At 54.2% G+C, this 22,089-nt stretch carries 17 protein-coding genes and 2 pseudogenes; 9 read left to right on the top strand and 10 right to left on the bottom strand.

Features of this window, described 5'->3' with window-relative positions:
- Positions 1-96: 96 nt before the first annotated feature.
- The 5 genes and pseudogenes from M4I36_RS01400 to M4I36_RS01380 form a co-directional block, all read right to left on the bottom strand.
- Complete coding sequence (locus tag M4I36_RS01400) at positions 97-1,548, bottom strand: SpoVR family protein (protein ID WP_258109844.1); 1,452 nt, start codon at positions 1,546-1,548, stop codon at positions 97-99.
- On the bottom strand, positions 1,545-2,705 hold the full coding sequence (gene yhbH, locus M4I36_RS01395; protein WP_258109843.1) for a sporulation protein YhbH: 1,161 nt from the start codon (positions 2,703-2,705) through the stop codon (positions 1,545-1,547). Before yhbH ends, M4I36_RS01400 begins: the two co-directional genes overlap by 4 nt.
- Positions 2,706-2,755: 50 nt before the next feature.
- Positions 2,756-3,805 (bottom strand): annotated as a pseudogene (locus M4I36_RS01390) (protein prkA); the annotation flags it as partial.
- A gap of 65 nt (positions 3,806-3,870) precedes the next feature.
- Complete coding sequence (locus M4I36_RS01385; RefSeq protein ID WP_258109842.1) at positions 3,871-4,062, bottom strand: hypothetical protein; 192 nt, start codon at positions 4,060-4,062, stop codon at positions 3,871-3,873.
- A 119-nt stretch (positions 4,063-4,181) separates the two neighbouring features.
- A complete protein-coding gene (locus M4I36_RS01380) occupies positions 4,182-4,487 on the bottom strand; it encodes a Dabb family protein (protein ID WP_258109841.1) in 306 nt (101 codons plus the stop codon).
- Between the two features lie 141 nt (positions 4,488-4,628).
- On the opposite strand from M4I36_RS01380, the gene M4I36_RS01375 reads away from it, so the two are divergent.
- Together M4I36_RS01375 and M4I36_RS01370 are read left to right on the top strand one after the other, a co-directional pair.
- Entirely contained in the window at positions 4,629-5,858 is a 1,230-nt protein-coding gene (locus tag M4I36_RS01375; protein ID WP_258109839.1) for an aminopeptidase, read from the top strand.
- 194 nt (positions 5,859-6,052) lie between these two features.
- On the top strand, positions 6,053-7,687 hold the full coding sequence (locus M4I36_RS01370; RefSeq protein ID WP_258109838.1) for a recombinase family protein: 1,635 nt from the start codon (positions 6,053-6,055) through the stop codon (positions 7,685-7,687).
- 36 nt (positions 7,688-7,723) lie between these two features.
- Here M4I36_RS01370 and M4I36_RS01365 read toward each other — a convergent pair.
- Positions 7,724-8,602: pseudogene (locus M4I36_RS01365) on the bottom strand (protein prkA); the annotation flags it as partial.
- A 161-nt stretch (positions 8,603-8,763) separates the two neighbouring features.
- Positions 8,764-9,486: an alpha/beta hydrolase gene (locus M4I36_RS01360; protein ID WP_258109836.1), complete on the bottom strand. Its 723-nt coding sequence runs from the start codon at positions 9,484-9,486 to the stop codon at positions 8,764-8,766.
- Positions 9,487-9,748: 262 nt separating this feature from the next.
- Here M4I36_RS01360 and pdhA point away from each other — a divergent pair, with 262 nt between their 5' ends.
- From pdhA to M4I36_RS01335, 5 genes are all read left to right on the top strand, one after another.
- Positions 9,749-10,789 (top strand): pyruvate dehydrogenase (acetyl-transferring) E1 component subunit alpha, encoded by a 1,041-nt coding sequence (gene pdhA / locus M4I36_RS01355; protein ID WP_258109877.1) that lies wholly within the window; start codon positions 9,749-9,751, stop codon positions 10,787-10,789.
- Between the two features lie 2 nt (positions 10,790-10,791).
- On the top strand, positions 10,792-11,772 hold the full coding sequence (locus tag M4I36_RS01350) for an alpha-ketoacid dehydrogenase subunit beta (RefSeq protein ID WP_258109835.1): 981 nt from the start codon (positions 10,792-10,794) through the stop codon (positions 11,770-11,772).
- Positions 11,773-11,789: 17 nt separating this feature from the next.
- Positions 11,790-13,145, top strand: a complete 1,356-nt coding sequence (locus M4I36_RS01345) for a dihydrolipoamide acetyltransferase family protein (RefSeq protein ID WP_258109834.1) — start codon at positions 11,790-11,792, stop codon at positions 13,143-13,145.
- A gap of 3 nt (positions 13,146-13,148) precedes the next feature.
- Positions 13,149-14,561, top strand: coding sequence for a dihydrolipoyl dehydrogenase (gene lpdA, locus M4I36_RS01340; protein ID WP_258109833.1), 1,413 nt, complete (start codon positions 13,149-13,151; stop codon positions 14,559-14,561).
- 318 nt (positions 14,562-14,879) lie between these two features.
- Positions 14,880-16,085 carry an MFS transporter gene (locus tag M4I36_RS01335; RefSeq protein ID WP_258109832.1) on the top strand — a complete coding sequence of 402 codons (1,206 nt, stop codon included), beginning with the start codon at positions 14,880-14,882 and terminating at the stop codon, positions 16,083-16,085.
- Positions 16,086-16,186: 101 nt separating this feature from the next.
- Here M4I36_RS01335 and trmL read toward each other — a convergent pair whose 3' ends face one another.
- Positions 16,187-16,648, bottom strand: coding sequence for a tRNA (uridine(34)/cytosine(34)/5-carboxymethylaminomethyluridine(34)-2'-O)-methyltransferase TrmL (gene trmL, locus M4I36_RS01330; RefSeq protein ID WP_258109830.1), 462 nt, complete (start codon positions 16,646-16,648; stop codon positions 16,187-16,189).
- A gap of 57 nt (positions 16,649-16,705) precedes the next feature.
- Positions 16,706-17,728 (bottom strand): amidase domain-containing protein, encoded by a 1,023-nt coding sequence (locus M4I36_RS01325; RefSeq protein ID WP_258109828.1) that lies wholly within the window; start codon positions 17,726-17,728, stop codon positions 16,706-16,708.
- Between the two features lie 158 nt (positions 17,729-17,886).
- Here M4I36_RS01325 and M4I36_RS01320 point away from each other — a divergent pair, with 158 nt between their 5' ends.
- Positions 17,887-18,681 (top strand): IclR family transcriptional regulator, encoded by a 795-nt coding sequence (locus M4I36_RS01320; RefSeq protein ID WP_258109876.1) that lies wholly within the window; start codon positions 17,887-17,889, stop codon positions 18,679-18,681.
- A gap of 1 nt (position 18,682) precedes the next feature.
- Complete coding sequence (locus M4I36_RS01315; protein WP_258109827.1) at positions 18,683-19,771, top strand: isocitrate/isopropylmalate family dehydrogenase; 1,089 nt, start codon at positions 18,683-18,685, stop codon at positions 19,769-19,771.
- Between the two features lie 106 nt (positions 19,772-19,877).
- On the opposite strand, the gene M4I36_RS01310 is transcribed toward M4I36_RS01315, so the two are convergent.
- Complete coding sequence (locus tag M4I36_RS01310) at positions 19,878-21,941, bottom strand: protease pro-enzyme activation domain-containing protein (protein WP_258109825.1); 2,064 nt, start codon at positions 21,939-21,941, stop codon at positions 19,878-19,880.
- Between the last annotated feature and the right edge of the window lie 148 nt (positions 21,942-22,089).

Below are 22,089 nucleotides of genomic sequence, written 5' to 3'. Positions count from 1 at the left end.
GTCCCAGGCCCAGCGTCTTTCGGCGCCAGGCTTGGGACTCTATACTCGGAGGGCACCTACGTACCTCTGCCAGTCGGATACTGACCGCAGACTGTCTTACATAAATTTGCGCTGCACTCGCTTCCCATCGCAAGAAAAGAGCACTTCTCGGCCCTCGACGACCGTTTTCAAATGACAGGTTCTCCCCCATAGACGATGTACATGAGGTAACGTCTTCTCCAAATGACGGAGGTCTAACTCCACTCCCTCATAGGCATGTTGCAACAGTAACTCCCCATTTTGATTGAGGTCCGCATCTTCTACATACAACACGGGGATGCCCCCATTGACGCGCGAGGCACAGATACTGTCTCGCACTTTCTCCCAGTCCGTCTCAACAACTTTCCAATCCGCGCCCACTTTCTGATAGAGATACAAGTCCAGTTCCTCCACGAGCTCCTTGGTCAAGTAGTTCCTCAAAAAAGAGATGTCGTTCTCCATCTCACGGACCTCAAACATTTTTGCTCGACCGCCACCACCTTCGAGAGGAATTCGGCGCTCCCCCTCCTTCGCAGGTGCATCCCATCGCTTTTCAATGCTCTCCCAGATGGCCAGACCCAAATGATACGGGTTGATGCTCGTGCGCGACGGCAGCACCACTCCCGAATGCATTTTGGCAAATTCGATAGCGTCCTCTGGGGTAAGGTCGAGCTCGCGCATGATGCGTAAGTGCCAATACGTCGCCCAGCCTTCGTTCATGATTTTCGTCTCCAACTGCGGCCAAAAATAGAGCATTTCTTCGCGCAGAATAGAGAGAATGTCTCGTTCCCAAGATTTGAGGGCCGGACTGTGTTCAATTAGGAACAGCAAGATATCCTTCTGCGGCAACGCAAAGCGCGGCCTGCCAACATCCGTTGCTTCGTTTCGAGATGCGTTGCCGCTATCATCCAACTCCCAGAGGTCATCGTATGGGCTGCGCTTTGGACGCTGGCGCAGCGAGTCGTCATGGGCCATACCGCGCTGCTCCTGATACCTTCCTTCCCACCATCGACGCCGCTGCATGCGGCCGTAGGTCGACGGATCGATATGCTCTTGGCACGCCAAACCAGCATCTAAGAACGCTTCGACCGCGTCTCGGCCATACTGCAGTTCGTATTGCCGTATGCGGTCCGCCGAACTCGCCATGCGCTCGACCATATCGCGAGACGTGTTGCGAAAGGTGGCGTTGTTCTTGAAGAAGTCACAGTGGGCGAGTACGTGTGCGCACACGGTCTTGTTTTGGAGCAACGTGTTGCCGTCGAGCAAAAATGCATAGCATGGGTCGGAGTTGATGACCAACTCGTAGATGCGACTGAGTCCGAAATCGTATTCCAATCGCATGCGATGAAAGACTTTACCGAAGCTCCAGTGGTGGAACCGCGTGGGCATGCCGTATGCCCCAAATGTGTAGAGAATGTCGGCCGGACAGACTTCGAAGCGCATTGGATAAAAGTCCAGACCGTTCTGCCTGGCAATGTCCATCATCGTCGCAATGCTGTCATCCAACTCCGCCATTTCTGCCACATTCATGCGAGTTTCCCCTCCCCTGGCGCAGGCGAGAAGAAAGTGCGCAGTGCTTTGTAGACGTCTGCTTTTTCCCGAATCATCGCAGTTCGGAAGGTTGGGTGGCGCAACTTGCTGTAAGCGGACATGAGCGTAGAATTCCGCTGATATTGATTCACCTCTGCATAGGCAAACATCTGTGACCGGTTGCACAACTCGCGCACCAATTGGATGCATTTGTCATTGTCGGACGTAAGATTGTCGCCGTCAGAAAAATGCACAGGGTACAAGTTGTAATGGTCTGCTGGATATTCTGCCTCCGCCAGCTGAAGCGCCAACTCATAGGCGGATGAACAAATCGTCCCCCCGCTCTCTCCCTTCGTAAAAAAGTGTTCTTCCGAAACCTCTTTCGCCTCCGTATGATGAGCGATGTAGCGAATTTGCACGGTCTCGTACTTCGTTCGCAAAAACCGCACCATCCAGAAGAAAAAGGTGCGCGCCGCGTACTTCTCGAAGAGTCCCATGCTTCCACTCGTATCCATGAGCGCGAAAACGACTGCGTTTGAATCTGGCAAGTCGCGCTCTTCCCAAGTTTTGTAGCGCAGATCGTCCTTGCGAATGCTCACTCCCTCGTCTCCACTGCGCGAACTTCTGCGAATGGCTTCGAGTAGCGTACGGCGCTTGTCAATGTTTCCGGAAAGTCCAATTTTACGGACGTCTCGAAACTCGACATCTTCGGCCGTCACCTGTTCCGCGCTCTTTCGCGCGAGGTTGGGCAGCGCCAGCTCTGCAAACAGCATCTCTTCAATCTCTTCGAGAGACACGCCAGCTTCATAATAATCTACGCCCTGTCCGTCGCCCGCGCCTTGCCCACCTTTGCCTGAAGCATCCGCGGGCTTGCCGGAGGCGACCACATCTCCCACCTGGGAGTCTCCGTTGCCGGACCCAGCCTGCTTATTTTTGTTGAAATTGTAGCGGATTCGGTATTCGTCCAGAGACCGAATGGGCACTTTGACAATCTGTTGGCCGTCGCGCAGGATGATACCCTCATCGCTGATAATGTCGGCCAAATTGTCTTTGATGGCTTGCTTCACCTTTTCTTGATGACGCTCCTGGTCCTGGTGCCCTTTGCGATGCAGCGACCAATCTTCTCGCGATAAGCTGAATTCTGTGTTGGTTGTCATGTGCAAGACGTCCTTTCATCGTTTCCGCCCATTTGATGCAAACCTAACAGTCAGCGATTCAACAGACTTCCGGTATACCGAAGCAATTCGTTGGCGCAGACGGAACAATAGCCGTGTTCATCGACGAGCCGCGCGATGACCTCGTTGACTTTCTTCAATTGCTGCTCATCCGGTGTTTTCGTCGACGTCGTGATTTTCACTACGTCTTTCAAGTCGTTGAACAGTTTCTTCTCAATCGCTTCGCGCAGACGCTCATGCGAGTGATATTCAAACTTCTTGCCGCGCCGAGAGTAGGTCGAGATGCGAATGAGAATCTCCTCGCGAAACGCCCGCTTCGCGTTGTCAGAGATGCCAATTTGCTCCTCGATGGAGCGCATCAGGCGCTCATCGGGATCGACCTCTTCCCCGGTCAAAGGATCTTTAATCTTTTGCCAGTTGCAATAGGCTTCGACGTTGTCTAAGTAGTTATCGAGCAGCGTCTTGGCAGACTCTTCGAATGAGTAGACGAATGCTTTCTGAATTTCCGTCTTGGACATTTCGTCGTACTCTTTGCGCGCCATCGAAATGTAATTCAGGAGCCGCTCTTTGTCGTCTTTGGAGATGGACGCATGTTGGTCGAGTCCATCTTTGATGGCCCGAAGGACGTCTAGCGCATTGATGCACTGCGTGTCGCGGCGAATCAGCGCAGTCGAAATGCGGTTGATGATATAGCGCGGATCTAAACCGGACATTCCTTCATCGGGATATTCTGCACGCAGCTCTTTGACGTCTGTGTCTTTCAGACCTTCGACGGTCTGTCCGTTGTACAAGTAGAGTTTCTTGAGCAAGTCAACGCCTTGCTTTTTAGATTCTTTCAAGCGCGTCAAAATTGAAAAGATGGAGGCCGTTTTGAGCGCGTGTGGAGCGATGTGGACGTGACTTAAATCGCTCGCTTTGACCAATTTCTCGTATATTTTGACTTCTTCGTCCACCCGCAGGTTGTAGGGAACGGGCATGACAATCATCCGCGACTGCAGTGCCTCATTTTTGCGGTTCGCCACAAAAGAACGGTATTCCGCTTCATTGGTATGGGCCACAATCATCTCGTCGTTTGTGCTCAACTGAGTGCAAAAGACGCACAGACCTTCGCCACGCTCGACTCGATGCTGCACGCTTCTGGCACCTCTCAAACCGAGTCACGACTGTCTGACGTTTCCGGCGGTACTCGCTCGTCGTTCTGGAGGCGACGTTCATTGCCCAAGAACAGCCAGGCCAGGTCTTCACACAAAGCCGCAGGCACAGTGATGGACGCATCGTCTGGCCCAGCCCATGTGGAATGAATCGTCACGGTTCCAGCGGCGGTTTTGATGTGCAACACAAAAAGCCCCCCCTGTAAAACACGGATCAAGCCGAGTTTATTCAGAGTGAGCATGTCTGCATGTCTGGAGCGGTAAGCCGCGATTGCACAAAGCCACGACTGCAACCAGGAAAATCCTGCTACTGCAAGTCCTCGATTTCAAAATCTACCACCAGCAAGTGGACGAGTCCAACCTCTTTCATGTACGCCACTGCCGCTTGATGCCGTGGGTGAGGACCATACGCCTCCAAGTCCGTCTTCGAGGCAAAGCGGACCGTCAAACCCATCTCATAGCCTTGGCTACGGTTGCTGAAATTGTAGTTGGCTTGCAAATCCACGATGCCCGCCACGTGCTCGCGAAGCTCTCGCAGCTGCCGCAGGACCTCGTCTTTCTGCGCTTGGGTCGTCTCCTCCCCAAACTGGAACAAAACCATGTGTTCAATCACGCTGAAATCCCTCCCCATACATCTCATCTCAGTATAGCGGATGAGCCAAGATTGCCAGAAACGTCCCGAAGCAATTTCGACACACTTTTGCAGACGCATCCGCTACAATGAAAGCGAATGCAAAGAGAGGTGGGACGACCCGTGCCGAGTCGAGAAAAGTTGGAGCAATACGCAGAAGTTCTAGTAAACGTGGGACTGAATGTTCAAAAGGGGCAGCCCGTACATATTGGGGCTCCACTGGAGGCTGCAGACTTTGTGCACATCCTCGCCGAAAAGGCTTACGATGCTGGCGCCTACCAGGTAGACATTGACTGGCACTCGCCGGTCATTCGACATCTGCGCATGAACCGCGAGTCGATGGACGCTTTGAGCGACGTACCCGCGTGGGCCGTACGTAAACAAGAAGAGCTGTGTGAGAAAAATACTGCTTTTCTGGTGGTGGATGCTGAAGACCCCGACCTGCTTGCGGACATTTCTCCAGAAAGAATCGCCGTTCACGCGCGCGCATGGGGAACAGCCTTCAAAGAGGCAAACCGAAACTTCATGGAAGACCGCGTATCCTGGCTGGTCTGCTCCATCCCGACCGTCTCCTGGGCCAAGAAAATGTTCCCGCAACTGTCCGAGACCGACGCACTGCAAAAGCTCTGGGATGCGATTTTTCACGTGATGCGCATGGACCAGGACGATCCGGTAGGAGCATGGCACAACCATCTCGACGCCTTAGAGCGCCGCTCCCAATTCATGAACAGCCACCACTTCAAGAAACTACACTACACCGCGCCGGGCACCGATTTGACCATTGAGTTGCCGGAATTGCACACTTGGCTGGCCGCGCGCAGTATCAACGGGAAAGGCACTTCCTTTGTAGCCAACATGCCGACAGAAGAAGTATTCACGTTGCCTAAGAAAGACGGCGTCCAGGGCGTGGTTCGCAGCACCATGCCGCTCGCTTACAACGGGACCGTCATCGAAGGCATTGAACTGACGTTCGAGCGTGGGCGCATTACGAAGTATCATGCCACCAGCGGACTCGAAACGCTGAAGGAACTCATCGAGTCGGATGACGGATCGCACTATTTAGGAGAAGTTGCTTTAGTCCCTCATGAATCACCGATTTCCAATCTCAATCAACTGTTTTACAGCACGCTGTTTGACGAAAATGCGTCTTGTCATCTGGCTATCGGCAAAGCCTACCCTACCTGCCTCGTGGGCGGTCGCGACATGACCGAAGAAGAGCAGGTCGCAAACGGTGCCAATGACAGCATCACGCACATCGACTTTATGATTGGCTCGGCGGAACTGGACATCGATGGTACCTTGGAAGACGGTAGCGACATCGCGATTTTCCGAAAGGGCAACTGGGTCATCTGATGGCCTCCAGCCTTCTCAATGACGACCAAAGAGCACACTTCTGCCGCGGGCAGAGTGTGTTTTTTGATCTCTCATGCAACGTGTGGCAGTGAGCGCGACTGACGCCGCCTTCATGCCCGAACCGCGAACTTCATGAACTCTACTCGTTGGAATACATATAGAAAAACGAGCACCGCCGAGAGGGGGAAGGACTCATGTCCAATAATGCCTTGCCCGTCCGCACGGCCATCTGTTACTTGCGCCGGTCGCGCGAAGATGAAGAGGCCGAACGGCGCGGCGAAGACACCTTGCAGAAGCAACGGGAGTGGATGATTCGCGAAGTTTTGGCGCATCAGAACTTTGACTACGACATCGCCGAAGAAGTGGCATCGGGGGACAGCATTCAGCATCGTCCCGTCTTTCGCGCCCTCTTGCCACAACTCGGGGACAAGTATCAGGCCATCGTCTGCAAAGACCTCTCCCGCCTTGGCCGCGGCAGTTATGGCGACATGGGCCTCGTTTACGACATTCTGCGAGACCGCCGCATCTTCATCATTACCAAGGACGCGGTGTACGATCCCGCTAATTTCAGCGACCTCCGCATGATTCGCTTTTCTCTCTTCTTCAATCGCGAGGAATACGAAATGACGGTTTGGCGACTAACGGAGGGAAAGTACGACGGCGCGAGTCGTGGCAAATGGGTGGCTGGCAGTGTTCCCTACGGCTACCGATACCATCGGAATCTCCAGATTCTTGTACCGCATGAGGAGGAAGCGGCAGTCGTTCGAAACCTATTCGTCTGGTTTGCGCACGAACAGCTGACTGTACAGGCGATTTCTCGTCGACTGGCAGGAGAGGGCATCCTTTCTCCGCGCGGAAAACCCACCTGGAGAACCACCGTCATTCGCCGGATTTTAGAAAATCCAGCCTACCACGGGACACTCGTCTTCCGAAAAACGCGCCGCAACAAGACGGACGGGAGAGTGACCGTGCGACCGAGCGGTGAACGCATTGTCGTAGAGCACGCTTTTCAGCCGCTCGTGGACGACGAAATCTGGTTGCTGGTACAGAACAGACTGGCGACCCGTGACGCTCGACAAGGTTCTCGCCAAGCGGCAGAGCGAGCGCGGCGCAGTTGGGAACTCGCTGGCCTCGTCACCTGTGCTGCTTGCAACCAAACGCTGGTACGCCAGTCTTCGCAGCCATCGTATCTGCGCAAAAACGGAGAGCGGTCCACGTACACGAAGGAGTTTCTCTACTGCCGTCAGTGCGGCCAGTCCGTCAAGTACCGAACCTGCGAAGACCAGCTCATCCAAGTGCTCGTCCACCTGAAATTCGCGACACTCGGTATGTTTCGAGAAGCAGTCGAAAATGCGGAGGAGACCAGGATACGCGTGGCGAAAGTTTCCGTGGAGGAGGAGCGGGATCGACAAAAACGGCAACTCGCACGATGGGAGCGGCGCATGGCCGAAGCTCGAACGCTTCTGCTGGACGGCATTCTCAGCCGCGAAGAATACCTGCTTGTCCGCCGCGACACGAGCGCTGAAATAGAGAAGATTCAAGCCGACTTAGCGAAAGTTGAGCATGACGCGCCGGATGACCACAATCACGATGTCCGAACTTCCTTCGCCGTGACGCCTCGCATCATCCCTGACATGGACAGTTTGGCCGACCTTTATCGGCACCTTGGCGACGCTGCCTTAAAAAACCGACTCCTGCACGCCGTGCTTCATCGTGTCCGCCTGGAAGTCACCGAAAAAGGCGGCGGGCGAAATCGCCCGAGCACTTTTCATCTGGATGTCGAACTGCGGTCCGCGGCCAGTCAGCACACTCCCGCATCGACAACGTGAGAAAAACCTGAGCTCCCGGCGATTTTGCACTCATCCCGCCACAATCATCTCGTCGGCAGAGATCAGTGCAAAACGTCCGGCCTTGAAATTTCCTTCTTGCGTTAAACTGAGCAAATTCCACAAGAATTTTTCATCGCATTTTAGCATTTCCTGAAATTCCATCAACCCGCGATTCGCTTTGTTCAGTTCCCCGTCAAACCGATACGCACGTGGATCACTCTCCGACCCATATTCGGTAATGGTGGAGAAGTCGATGCTGCCCGTCAAATCCGCAATGTCTTGCGACTTCGGGTCTGAGGGGCTGAAGGTGCCGATGCCAATGCGATGTTCTTCGGACAAAAGCACGCGCTCCACGGGTACTTTCTGAATATCTCCACCATATTCATTCTCTAGTATCATCCGACAACTGGGACAGAGGTTACCTTCCACAAACAAACCATATTCTTGTTCAAATTCCGCGCGCAGTTGAGCTGGAATCAAATGCAGAGGTTCTTCGTGCATCGGGCAGCCTTTAATTCCGTACAGCGCACCTTCCGACGTGCGCGTATACCGCTCCAAGCCCCGTTTCAACATGGTCACGATGGTCGATTTGCCACCGCTGACTGGGCCCATGAGCAGGAGTATGCGCTTGCGCACATCGAGTCGCCGAGCGGCTGCATGAAAATACTCTTCTACGAGTCGCTCCAAGGTCTGACTCAGCCCATACATTTCTCTTTCGAAAAATTGATAAACCGGTTTGTCTTCTGCATCCCGTTCGATACCAGCAGCGACAATCATGTCGTAAATTCGCGCATGTGCACTCTTGGCGACGGTTGGTCGCTCTCGAACGATGTCAAGATAATCCGAAAACGTGCCGTCCCAACGCAGCGCCTCTTCCTCTGCTCGATAGCGATTGAGGCGATCGAGAAAGTCCATGACGATTCCTCCTATCTTTCAGAGCTGACGCAGTGGGCAAAATTCGACTGGACAACAGGAAACTGGTAGCATGTACGGTCGGCGACTTGTGGCGTCGCCTTCCTTCATTCTATTCTTCTTCTACTTGACCCATTTCGCCCGCCCGCGAAAATGGGCATCGACTATTGTTCCGACACGCCTTGCCACCAGCGCAGTCCGTTCGGCAAAAGCCTTTGCCAAAATCCCCAAACGTGATTGCCAGGCTCTTCGCGATAGTCGACATCCATCCCTCGTTCCAACAAAAGGTCGCGCATTTGTCGATTGTACGTCAAGAAGTCAAACGTCCCCCCCGGCGTCTCTGCTTTCCATTCATCGCTTCCAACGACCATGTAGGCTCGGTATGCGGACAAATCTGCGACCATCCGAAGTGACTCTTGAACATAAGGGAAATACGCACCTGAAAAAAGCATCAGGTGGCGAAAAAATCCGGGATTTTGCAGAACAAGGGACAGGGTGGCAACGGCCCCTAAAGAAATCCCTGCCATTGAGCGCTCCTCTGGGCGAACAGAATAGTGGTCTTCAATGAATGGAATGCACTCTTCGATGACAAACTGGCAATACTTTTCATGCCTCGATCCGTTCATGGCATAGTCGTTGTTGCGCTCTTTCAAATGAACGGCGATGCCGACAATGAGAACTGGCCTCACCGCCTGCTCGACAATCAGTTCCTGAACAAGTGTCGCAACGCGTCCGTGCGTGAAAAACTCCAAACCGTCGTGGCAATACAACACCGGATAGGCTACCTGTGGGTCATAGCCTGGCGGCAGATACACTTTGACCGTGCGCTCTTCACCAAGTATTTCACTGTGCAATTCATGCGCTTCAATGGTGCGCTGAACACTCATCAGAAAGACATCCTCTCGCGTCGTTCGTCGACAAATTTCGTCTCTGTGTAGAACTGTTACATTGCAAATTGAGATTTATTATATAACAGATGATGTAGCTACAGCAAAGAAAATGTTCGCTTACCGTCTTCATGTGTATTATAATGAGTTTGAAGCTGTATCACTAGCGGCAAGACCGAGTCCGCCAAGGTGGAAACTCGACCACAATGAGAATGAGGTGAACCTTGTGAGCACTGCTGTCCAAGACCCAACCGTTCCTTACATGCAAATACTCAGTCCGGAAGGCAAGGTTGTCAACTCTGATTTGCTTCCGAAACTTAGCGACGATGCGCTCCGTGAATTGATGCACCGCATGGTCTTCACGCGCATCTGGGACCAACGCGCCGTACGTCTCACCCGCCAAGGCAAACTTGGTTTCTACGCCCCTGTGGCTGGTCAAGAAGGTTCGATGATTGGGAGCGAGTACGCAACCAACAAAGAAGACTTCATCGTACCCGGATACCGAGATGTTCCCCAATGTGTATGGCATGGATGGCCGCTTCACCAAGCGTTCCTTTACTCGCGCGGCCATCAGTTGGGTGGACAAATGCCCAAAGACGTACATGTGATGATGCCGCAAATTATTATCGGCGCGCAGATTGTTCAAACGCCTGGCATCGCTCTGGCCTTCAAACTAAAAGGCGAAAAGCGCGTGGCCATCACCTATACGGGCGACGGTGGTACCTCGCAAGGTGACTTTTACGAAGGCATGAACTTTGCTGGAGCACTCCACCTACCAGCCGTCTTCATCGTCCAAAACAACCAATTTGCTATATCCGTGCCCGTGGAATTGCAAACTGCCGCCAAGACGCTGGCCCAAAAAGCCACGGCAGCCGGCATTCCCGGTGTGCAAGTCGATGGCATGGACGTATTGGCCATGTATGTCGCCACCAAACAGGCGGTCGATCGCGCTCGAAACGGCGACGGCCCGAGCATGATTGAAGCCATCACCTTCCGCTACGGTCCACACACCATGTCTGGTGACGACCCCACTCGCTACCGTACCAAGGAAGTGGAGTCGGAATGGGAGCAGCGAGATCCACTCATTCGTTTCCGCACGTACTTGGAAGGTCGACAATTGTGGACAAAGGAAGACGAAGACCGAGTCGTGGAAGAGGCGAAGGATGCGGTCAACGACGCTCTGAAAAAAGCGGATGAAGCTCCAAAGATGACCATCCCAGACCTTATTGACTCCATGTTCAAGGAATTGCCAAGCGACCTCGTTCGGCAACGCGAAGAGTTTTCGGCTCAGGAGGGAATGTAACCATGGCACAGTGGACGATGATTCAAGCCATCACCAACGCACTCGACCTGGAGCTTGGTAGCGACGAGCGCGTGCTGGTTTTTGGTGAAGACGTGGGGCACAACGGCGGCGTTTTTCGAGCGACCGATGGCCTTCAAAACAAATATGGCAAGGACCGCGTGTTTGACACGCCGCTTGCCGAGTCTGGAATTGCTGGCTTGGCCAATGGTCTCGCCACCCAAGGGTTTCGACCCGTTGCGGAAATTCAATTTTTCGGCTTTGTCTTTGAGGCGTTTGACCAGATTGCCTCACAAGCAGCACGCATGCGCTATCGGTCGAATGGCGCTTACTCCTGCCCGATTGTGTATCGCGCTCCGTTTGGTGGCGGCGTTCGCACACCAGAGATGCACGCGGATAGCCTGGAAGGTCTATTCGTACAGAGTCCTGGCCTGAAAGTGGTCATTCCCTCTAACCCATACGACGCCAAGGGAATGCTGATTTCCGCCATTCGTGATGACGACCCGGTCTTGTTCCTGGAACACATGAAGCTCTACCGCTCCATGCGCCAAGAGGTACCAGAAGAGTCGTACACCGTTCCTCTCGGCCAAGCAGTGGTGGCTCGCGAAGGTAAAGACATCACGATTGTCACCTACGGCGCTATGGTACACACGGCACTCAAAGCGGCCGACGAGTGGGCAAAGGCGAAAGGCGTTCAAGCCGAAGTCATCGACCTGCGCACAGTCAGCCCCATCGACTTGGACACGATTGTAACGTCCATCAAAAAGACGCATCGCGCTATCGTCCTGCAGGAGGCACAGCGTTCAGCGGGAGCTGGCGCCGAAATCGTCGCACAGATTGCGGAGCACGCAATTTTCTACTTGGAAGCTCCAGTGCTGCGCGTCTCGCCACCGGACACGGTCTACCCATTCGGGCTGATTGAGGACGAATGGCTACCTTCGCAGAACCAGGTCATTCGCGGCTTAGAAAAAGTGATGAGTCTCTAAATTCAGGAGGTGACACCATGGCAACCTACGAACTGAAATTGCCAGAACTCGGAGAAGGTCTGCACGAAGGGCGGATCAGCAAATGGCTGGTCAAACCGGGTGATACGATTCAAGAGGACGATGCGGTCGCAGAAGTAGAAAATGACAAAGCGCTGGTGGAACTGCCATCTCCCGTGAGTGGAAAAGTAGTTTCCTTCCAAGTAGAAGAGGGCACCACGTCTGTTGTCGGCGACGTGCTGATGATTTTGGAAGTAGCTGGGGAGGATGCATCTCCCACAGCCCCGGCCCAGAGCGCACCAGCTCCGGAGGTTACACCAGCTCCCCCAAGTGAACCGCCGTCTGCCTTTAAAACGACGGAACCAGCGTCCAAGGACGAAGGCACATCCGGTCCGGACAAGAAGACGACCACACCTGCGGCAGAATCGAGCCAAGCGCACGAAGTGTTGGCAACTCCTGGTGTGCGTAAGTTTGCTCGCGAAGAAGGCGTGAACATCACTCAGGTTCACGGCACGGGAAATCACGGCAAGGTTACGAAAGAAGACGTGCTGGCGTTCAAGACCGGCGGCAGCCAAGCCGGCACGGACACAAGCGCAGCAGCGGCATCTGCAGCGGCGCCAGCGGCGCCAGCGGCGAACCAAGGTAGCACGGTCCCGTCCGGCACAGACAACGGCGCGCCCGAAGAGCGCATTCCGCTGACGATGATACGGAAGAAGATTGCTGAATCGATGGCGCGGTCGGCCTACACAGCGCCGCACGTCACCCTGATGGACGAAGTTGATGTCACCGAGTTGGTTCAGTTGCGCAAAGAAATTAAACCGCTGGCGGCGGACAGAGGCGTCAAAATCACCTATTTGCCGTTTATCGTCAAGGCTCTGGTGGCCGCTCTGCGCAAACATCCAACCGTCAACGGCTACTACGATGAAGAGAAGCAGGAACTTGTGGTCAAACATTACTACCACATTGGCATTGCGACGGACACAGACCGCGGTTTGCTGGTCCCGGTTGTCCAGCATGCAGACCGCAAGAACATGTGGATGATTGCGTCTGAAATTGACGATTTGGCGACACGTGGTCGCAGTGGTAAGCTGTCTCCGAACGAAATGAAGGGAAGTACCATCTCCATCACGAACATTGGGTCGGCTGGTGGCATGTTCTTCACGCCTATCATCAACTACCCGGAATTAGCTATTCTTGGTGTGGGTAGAATCACGGAGCGACCTGCATTGAAAAACGGGGAAGTCTTCGCAGCTCAAATGATGGCGCTGTCTCTCTCTTTTGACCACCGCATGATTGATGGCGTGCTCGGACAGCAGTTCCTGAACGACATCAAATCCTTCTTGCAAAACCCGCGTTTACTCTTGTTGGAGGTGTAATCCATGGTCGTTGGCGAATTCAGTGAAGAAGTAGATGTATTGGTCATCGGAGGCGGACCGGGCGGCTACGTGGCGGCAATTCGCGCCGCTCAGTTGGGCAAATCGGTCACTCTTGTGGATAAAGACGAACTGGGTGGCGTCTGCTTGAATCGCGGTTGCATTCCATCAAAGGCGTTGATTTCTGCGGCACACCACTATGAAGCAGCCAAAGAGTCAGCGTTTCCTGGTATCGCGACGAAAGCCGAGTTGGACTATGCAAAAGTGCAGTCGTGGAAGCAGTCGGTCGTTGAAAAAATGACGGGCGGCGTCAAAACGCTGATGAAAGGCAACAAGATTAAGGTGCTCGCAGGAGAAGCATTTTTCACCAAACCGAACGAAGTTCGCATCATGATGGAACACGAGAGCGAGCGGTTTACGTTCCAAGATTGCATTCTTGCCACCGGGTCTCGACCGATTGAATTGAAGTCTTTGCCCTTTGGGAAGCGGGTCATCTCGTCCACAGAGGCCCTGAATTTGGACAAAGTCCCGGACAGCATGGTCATCGTCGGTGGAGGGTACATAGGTACCGAGCTCGGCCAGACTTTCGCGAAATTCGGAACAAAAGTGACCATCGTCGAGGGACTCGACTCTATTCTTGCCGCTTTCGACAAGCAGATGGTCCGGCTGGTGGAGCGCAACTTGAAGAAATATGACGTGGCGATTCACACCAAGGCGATGGCGAAATCGGTCGCAGAAACCGACAAAGACGTGACGTTGACGTTCACCGATAAAGATGGCCAGGAACAAAGTGTGAGTGCCGACTACGTGCTGGTCACCGTTGGGCGCCGTCCAAACACTGAAGAATTGGGCCTTGCGGACGCAGGGATTCAATTGACTGACAAAGGCTTAGTTCAGGTCGATTCTCAAGGACGCACGACGAATCCGCATGTCTACGCGATTGGCGACATCGTCCCTGGTGCTGCACTTGCGCACAAAGCTTCTTACGAGGGCAAAGTGGCAGCGGAAGCAATTGCCGGCCATCCAAGCATTGTCGACTATCGTTGCATCCCGGCAGTCGTCTTCTCTGACCCAGAAATGGCTTCCGTCGGCCTTAGCGAGGACGAGGCGAAAAAGGAATACGGCGAAATTGCCGTGGGTCGTTTCCCATTTGCGGCCAACGGCCGTGCCGTCTCCCTCAACGCAGATGCTGGTTTTGTCAAAGTGGTGGCCGATAAGAACTCCGGCGTCGTCGTTGGAGCGCATATTGTCGGAATGGAAGCATCAAACATGATTGCTGAATTCGGTTTGGCCATTGAAATGAGCGCCACGCTGGAAGACTTGGCTCTCACCATCCATGCTCACCCGACACTCGGAGAAATGGTGATGGAAGCAGCAGAAGTAGGGCTCGGCCAAGCCATTCACGTCGTCAGCAAGTAACGGACGCAAACCGAGTCTGTTCAACCAACTTGCAAGCATTGTCCATACCACGCCAAAGCCGGGGATAGCCCCCGCTTGTCTCTTTGCGTAGCTGTTCAAAACTACGGGTGGCTACGCGCAACGTCTGCACCAAACAAAACAGACCTCAAATCCGATTCGGAGGATGAGGTCTGTTTTGTCGTTCCATCAAGTTTTGCAGAAAATTTTGTGCATGGGAAAGCACCAGTCACTCTTCTTTACTGGGGAGACAATCCGTATACTTGCGATAGGATGTCCACGCCCGTGGGCAGCCAAATTTCGACTCTGGGAGGGTCGCTTATGTCGTCCGTCACTTCATCTTCAGCGAGCGTCCACCGCGGCACAGCAGTGGCATACGTCGTGTTTGCGTTCACGCTCGGCATGGCGTGGTTTGTCCTCGCGCCGCTCGTTCCAGACCTCATTCATCATCTTCAATCATCACTCAGTTCCATCCTCCTCTTCGTGTCTCTGTACGGCTTTGCCATGATTGTGTTCAGCCTACCCGCTGCATGGTGGGCTAAGAAGAGTGGCGTTTCTCCAGTCCTGCGGACGGCCGTCTTGTTGTCCGTCGTGGGCCTCGGTGTGCGCATCTTCTCGTCTTCCTATGCCCTCTTTTTCGTAGCGCAAGCGGTTGCAGCCATCGCCTACCCTTTTCTCATCTCACCTGTCGGCGCCGTGCTTCGTCAAGCAGGCCTTGTGCGCTGGCGTGCCGTGACCGGCCTGACCATTGGCCTCTTGTTTCTCGGCATGTCCGTTGGGGCGTTTCTCGGCCCACGACTCGCCGCAGTGTTCGGGTTGACTGGCACACTGACCTTTGTCTTTGCCGTCAACTTGGTCGCCGGCATTTTCCTATTTGCCACAGCTGGTCGATTGCAGCAGTCCGCGCCAGACGCCACGTCCACAGCGACCAGCCGAGTCGTTTTCGGTAGCCCGCGTTGGTGGTGGATTGGACTCGCCATCGCGGCCACGAGCGTCATGTTCGGCGGAATTGCGGTCAGCGCACTCAGTCATCAGCACTTGTCCAACGCAGCCGCTCTCGGGTCTCTGTTGACCGCGCTGAATTTTTTAGGATCCGCCATAGGCGCCATCCTCTTCGCCTGGCTCGCCGACACGTTCGGACATCCGCGCGCCTGGCTCTGGACGTTGCTGGCCCTGACGACCATCTTCACCGCGATGGTCACGCTCGCCCTCACCGGTGCATGGTTGACTGGCCCTGGCGTCCTCAAAATCGTCTTCCTCCTGCTCGGTCTGTTTGGCAACGGTACCTACGCACTCGCCTTGGCCGCGACGGGAGCAGCCTCCCGCGAAGCACTGGGAGCGGGCGTACAGACGGCTGGCTTCAGCATGGCCTCCAATGTCGGCGTTGCTTTACTACCGCCACTTCTCGGCCCCCTCGTACTGACCCAACCGACCACCTTCGCCATCGTGACCATCGGCATCCTCGTGTTGGCACTCATCAACTTGGCGCTGGTGCATAAGCAGAGTGACCGCCTGACTGCCACTTAAAACGCACATACTCTTCTTCATCAGTTCGCCACATAGCCGGCTGTTCAAAGCCGGCCCCGGCGTTCTTGAAAGCATCCATTCAGCCGACACTGTCGGTCTGCTCAGCGCAGTCCCGGGAACCCTTGCTGCCGTAGCGCTTCATAAGTGACAATCGCCACCGAGTTGGACAAATTGAGCGATCTCGCTTCGTTTCGCATGGGTATCCTAATCACTTCATCCTCGCGCTGTTCAAGCAGTTCCGGTGGGAGACCTGTGGTCTCCTTACCGAAGACGAGATAGTCCGACTCCTGATACTCCACCTCTGTGTAGTCATGCCTACCTTTGGTCTCTACAAAATGAAAGCGCCCTCCCGCAGCATAGGAAAAGAAATCTTCCAATGAGTCGTGGTAGCAGACATTCAGCAAATGCCAGTAATCCAGTCCAGCCCTTTTCAACTGCTTATCGTCCACGCGAAAACCAAGCGGTCGCACGAGGTGCAATCCGCACCCTGTCACGGCACAAGTCCGCGCAATATTTCCCGTGTTCGCGGGAATTTCTGGTTCAAACAAGACAATCTGTAACACTGCAGATCCTCCACATGGAACATTCTCTCCATAGTCTAACACTCGCGTCCACTGACCTCAGGGAATCCGCAGAAACCGATAGCGGCATTTGTCGCTCCACGCAAGAGAGTCAGACATGGTGTATAGTCGATACTGGCAGTCGAGCGAATGAGCGTTCACCAGAGGTCGTCCCGCCGCATCAAAATCGGTCACCATCGCCACGTGTTGCACTTTCCCAGAACCCGTCCAATCATAAAACACCAAATCACCAATCAACAAATCACTGGACGACGACAGTGGCACGGCACCCCGATGATACGTCAAGTGTTCATAGAGACGACCTGGGCGGTTCCACGCTTCACTACTTGGTTCTGGCACTGAATCACTCGACACATGGGCTACGCCCTCCCCCTTGCCCCGAGCAAACTGACACCACCAGCCCCCACTGTCCGCTGACCCAAGCACAGACATGCGCATTCCTCCCGCGTAGAGGCACTGCGAGACAAAGTTGGCTCCGTCGTTGCCATATTGCGGATAACTCGGATTGGCTTCGTTCCACCACAAATCGGCATAGCGCACAGCGCGAAGCCTGTCAAATTCAGACTCCCCGTGGCGCATGAGCGCCACAGAAGTTCGTGAAGAAGGCACCAGAGGGTATGGACGAATGGCGGATCGCACCAATGGCTGACGAAGACCACAGGTCTCCTCTTGTCCGCACACCTTATCCTCCACCAATCTCCAGTGATGGTCTGTTTTTCGCCAGACCATTTCATGGGTTAGCGCCCGTCCATGAACGTGGGCCAGCGAATTGGCCATCTGCGTAAAATACATCCATTCGCGGGCATAGATAGTCACGGGAGACTTAGGATGATTGTTCCTCTCTATCCTCACAATGGTGACATGACTGTGCGCGCGGACGAGTCTCTGCCCGTGGAGCTCTGCGCCACGCTCTAAGCGAGCACACTCGCGGCGCAGCATATCCACGGACGATGTCTGTGCGGGCAGCGACCGAAACAGTCTCTCTCGTTCTTTGGACCGCAGCGTCCACGCTTGATTCCGTGCCGCAAACCATGTCTGAACTGCATGCAGAACCGCTTCCATTACTGGCACCTCACTCTCTGGGCACCCTATGACAGAAGCGTCACGTTGGTCACTTCCCTGAGGGGGCGTGAGGATCGGTGAGAAGATGAAGCGCCTATGTTATACTTCATGGTGGAACACGGTCCCACAGGGTGGGACACACGGGAGGATGCCAGTTGATGCAACCAGAGGGAACTCGCACCACCGTTCGCGCTGTTGAACGAGCGCTTGACATCCTGCTGTGTTTCACACAATCGCAAGCGGAACTGTCTTTGAGTACCATCGCCAAGCGAGTCGGATTACATAAGAGCACCACCCACCGACTGTTGGCATCGCTGCAAAGCAAGGGATTTGTTCGCCGTGTCGAGAGCACCGACAAATACGTTCTTGGTTGGATATTACTAGAACTTGTGTCTGGCGTTTATCACCATGGCGATCTCGCTGTATTCGCCCTCCCTGAGATGACTCGCCTGCGCGATATCACTGGCGAAACGGTGAGTCTGTCCATCAAGTCGGGCGCCGAGCGTCTTCGCATTCAAGCGGTCGAGAGCAAAGAACCGATTCGCAGCGTGGTCTCTATTGGCAAGTCTTACCCATTGCATTTTGGTGCATCGGGAAAAGTGCTTCTCGCTTTCTCGCCGGTCGGCGAGTGGGAGGAGGTCTTCCGCTCAACCAAACTCACAGGAGAAGAAGCGGAAACTCTGCGCCATCAACTGCACACCATCCGCACCGAGGGGTTCGGCATTTCCAGCCAAGAGCGAGACGTGGATGCGGCTTCCATTGCCGTCCCTGTCTTCGATGGAGACGATGACTGCGTTGCTTCGCTGTCCATTTCCGGACCCGTGTCGCGCTTTACGAAAGACAAAATGAAAGAACACATTGAGACCTTGCGGGCGTCCGCACACTGGATGTCCCGACGGCTGTCACAAGACACCGCCAATCCGCGACAAATGAATCCGAAAGAGGTGGAGTAACATGGCAAAACCACGCATTGTTGTCATGGAAGGCGACCAAACTGGTCAAGAGTTGCTCGAGCAAGCGTTGCGCGTGCTCGACCCGTCTGTCATCGGACTGGATATGGAGTTTGAGCGATACGACCTTAGTCTCGACAAGCGGCGCGAGACAAAAAACGAGATTGTCCATGAAGCAGCAGCGGCCATGCGGCAGACTGGACTGGGCCTCAAGGCAGCCACCATCACGCCCGAAACGAAAGGCGACGTAGGCAGCCCAAATGCCATCTTGAGAAAAGAAATCAACGGCACGGTGATTGTCCGTACCGGGCGGCGCATCCCAAGTGTCGCGCCGCCAGTCGGCGTTTACTCCCCCATCTCCGTCGTCCGCATGGCGGTCGACGATGCGTACGGCGCGAAGGAGTGGCGCGAATCAAAAGAGGAGGACGAAGTGGCCTACCGGACCGAGAAAATCTCTCGTCACGTCTGCCATGGAGTCGCTGAATACGCATTTTTGCACGCCAAGCGATTGCACTCGAAAGTGTTCGGCGGACCCAAGTTCACCGTATCGCCCATCTATGAGGGAATGCTGAAAGAAGAATTGGATGCCGCCGCCGCGAGATATCCAGATGTTCCGTACGAACCGCAGTTAATTGATGCCACATATGCACTATTGCTTGTCAAAGCAGGAGAGCCCCTGGTCATTCCTGCCCTCAATCGCGACGGCGACTGCTTGAGCGATTTAGTCCTGCAGATGTTTGGGTCGATTGCTGGCGCCGAGTCCATTCTTTTGTCGCTCGACGAGAATTGGCGTCCGAAAGTGGTCATGGCGGAAGCACCCCATGGTACTGCCCCCAGCCTTTTTGGAAAAAACGTCGCCAATCCCATGGCGATGATTCTGGCCGGCGCGTCCCTGCTCGCGTACATCAACGACAAGAACTATCAATCCGCATCCCGTGCCATATACGAAAGCACTTTGGAGACCGTCATGGGCGGTTGCCGAACGTCCGATCTCGGTGGAGGCGGAGCCACCACAAGTGAATTCACGGATGAAGTCATACGCCGCGTACGCACAAAATTGGAAGTGTGGAGCACACTCGGCGAGAGCGTCTGAGTGCCGTATACAGAGACAAGAGCCCATCAGCCCCGAAACATTCGGGCTGATGGGCTCTTTGTCAATCCACGCGCTCTCTGCATCTCAAAGATAGAATACGTTGCACTCAGGGTGTGGCTGGCGCAGGAGCCGGACCCCCGGCTGCTGGTGCCGGGCCAGACGAATTCTGGACAAAGTCTACAGTGACGTTCTGCGGATCCACATTGCCATAACTATTTTCATCTGTCCCCGTGAATTCTACGGCCTGCGCGCTGCTATCCGATACGGTAAACGTGGCCTGACCTTCTGCATTCGTCGTCCCGTAACCGCCATTTGAAATATCCGCGGTCGTACTGTCTGAAGTCAGCGAAATGGGCTGCCCGGCCACACCTTGGCCACGCGCATCCGTAACGGTAACGGTGACCGTCGTCGATTGACCAGTATCAACACTGGATGCTGCGCTGCTGATACTTTCGTAAATCGGCGTCGGGCCCTGGATGGCCGCAATCAACCCAGAAACATCGGGTGTGCCCCAGCCTGTCACTGCGCTCCAACCAGTACCCGCACTATACGCTCCATTCGTGCCTTCCGTGATGTCGTAGAAGGAATTTGCATAGGCTGGCGTTAGCGCCAGAGAGTAGACCATCTCATTCATGTTGCCGAGACGTTTGCCGAGCGCTTGGTCCATCAATGCGGTAAATCCTGCCCACTGCGGTGCCGCGAAGGATGTTCCCCCGTATCCATTCTCCCATTCTCCATCATCGTAAATTTGATACCCAGTTTCCGGGTTGGCGTTGAGTGCGACGTCTGGTACCCCACGCATTCTTGGTGCGTCAGGGATTCCCGCATTCAATTGCCAACTCGGTTCCTTGAAGAAGCTACTATACCCACCTCCGGAACCTCCGGTGTCCGAACCAGCGACCGGGAGATAGCTCCAAGCCGTCTCACTGACTCTACTGTCGTCCGCCAACACCAACGTTGTCCCTCCTGCCGCTGTCACATAAGGACTGGTGGCTGGAAAGAGAGCCACGGGAGCACTGGAGTTCGGGTCACTGTAAGCTCCTGTATCGCCGGACGCCTGGAGGATGGTCTGCCCTTGCATGACAGCTTGTTTGAAAACGTCATTCAGTGCATTCATGTAGTCTGTCGGAACTTCATCTTCCGGAGCTCCCCACGAAGACGAGATGACGTCTGCAGTATCATTGCTGACTATCTCTTGAAATGTCTGCAACATACTCGCATATCCTGCCGTGTAGCCGATGTACTCATCAATGGTTGCACCGGGTGCCATAGCCCCTGATTCGGAACTATCGAGAGTGGACTCTGTTTGTCCGGAGGTGTTCGGATTGTTGCCAGCCCAGTCTACGTCAAACAGGTGGAGAGTGGGGGTTGCCGGTAGATCTGTATCTTGCCAAAAGGTTTCAGTATTTGCAGGATTGAAATTTGCCAAGGTCATGATGCCAATCGTCTCACCTTGCCCTAGATATCCATCCTGATATACAGAATTGACATCATAAGCGGCGTGAATGTCTGCGGGCAAGTAATCGAGCGGCGTTCCTCCCTCATCTGGGTACTGAGTGGCTGAGTCTCCCACGCCTTTTCCTGTCGCCCGCGTCAACATAGGCTTCAGTGTTGGCTGATTGCTCAACCCAACGACCAACTGCACCTGTGAAGCAATCGACGCTGGGAGAGTAGGCGTTCCCGTCGCTCTATAAAATTTTTGCAGTCCAAATTCCGGCAATGTGGCGCTCACGTTGTCAAATTGAATGCCAAACACCTTTTCTATTTGACTTGCAGTGCCCGTTAAATTGACCATCAGATTTCCCGGTTGAACCTGCGCTTGAAGGCCTGCGCTAGAAAAATAATCAGCAATGGACGAAGCCTGCGGATTGCCATACATCGATGCGAATTCTGTCGGAGTTAACTTCGGACGATTCTCGATGGGTGTGTTCATCATTTGATTGGCTGCGCTCGTCAAACCTGCTTGTGGCTTGAGGACAAGAGAGACGACCATTTTTTGAGTTGGACTAGTAGCCCCGAGAAGGACCGCTGTCGACGGGAGTGCAGACAATGCGGTTGCGATAGAGACATTGTTCGTAGCAGCCATGGCAGTGACTGGACTGGACATCATGCATAACGTTGCGACAGAGACTGCAGTGGATAAGACGCGTTTGGCTTGCCGACTTTTCATTCAAAGAATCTCCCTTCTGAGATAAGTCGCATTCTTTCCACATCCAGTGTATCTAGAAGATTTAGCGGACAACATTACCGAAAAGTCGAGAATTTTTCTAATACTTTTGAAGGATTGACTTTCCTCAATTTTCATGACAACCACCGAA

Source organism: Alicyclobacillus sp. SP_1 (genome assembly GCF_024706985.1).
Lineage (GTDB): Bacteria > Bacillota > Bacilli > Alicyclobacillales > Alicyclobacillaceae > Alicyclobacillus_I.
This window is presented reverse-complemented; position numbering and strand designations above follow the sequence as displayed.

Excerpts from the sequence above, each read along its gene's own strand:
- lpdA (WP_258109833.1), top strand. The coding sequence starts at position 13,149 with ATGGTCGTTGGCGAATTCAGTGAAGAAGTAGATGTATTGGTCATCGGA.
- M4I36_RS01350 (WP_258109835.1), top strand. The coding sequence starts at position 10,792 with ATGGCACAGTGGACGATGATTCAAGCCATCACCAACGCACTCGACCTG.
- M4I36_RS01335 (WP_258109832.1), top strand. The coding sequence starts at position 14,880 with ATGTCGTCCGTCACTTCATCTTCAGCGAGCGTCCACCGCGGCACAGCA.
- M4I36_RS01345 (WP_258109834.1), top strand. The coding sequence starts at position 11,790 with ATGGCAACCTACGAACTGAAATTGCCAGAACTCGGAGAAGGTCTGCAC.
- yhbH (WP_258109843.1), bottom strand. The coding sequence starts at position 2,705 with ATGACAACCAACACAGAATTCAGCTTATCGCGAGAAGATTGGTCGCTG.
- M4I36_RS01315 (WP_258109827.1), top strand. The coding sequence starts at position 18,683 with ATGGCAAAACCACGCATTGTTGTCATGGAAGGCGACCAAACTGGTCAA.
- M4I36_RS01320 (WP_258109876.1), top strand. The coding sequence starts at position 17,887 with ATGCAACCAGAGGGAACTCGCACCACCGTTCGCGCTGTTGAACGAGCG.
- M4I36_RS01310 (WP_258109825.1), bottom strand. The coding sequence starts at position 21,941 with ATGAAAAGTCGGCAAGCCAAACGCGTCTTATCCACTGCAGTCTCTGTC.
- M4I36_RS01400 (WP_258109844.1), bottom strand. The coding sequence starts at position 1,548 with ATGAATGTGGCAGAAATGGCGGAGTTGGATGACAGCATTGCGACGATG.
- M4I36_RS01370 (WP_258109838.1), top strand. The coding sequence starts at position 6,053 with ATGTCCAATAATGCCTTGCCCGTCCGCACGGCCATCTGTTACTTGCGC.
- pdhA (WP_258109877.1), top strand. The coding sequence starts at position 9,749 with ATGCAAATACTCAGTCCGGAAGGCAAGGTTGTCAACTCTGATTTGCTT.
- M4I36_RS01325 (WP_258109828.1), bottom strand. The coding sequence starts at position 17,728 with ATGGAAGCGGTTCTGCATGCAGTTCAGACATGGTTTGCGGCACGGAAT.
- M4I36_RS01360 (WP_258109836.1), bottom strand. The coding sequence starts at position 9,486 with ATGAGTGTTCAGCGCACCATTGAAGCGCATGAATTGCACAGTGAAATA.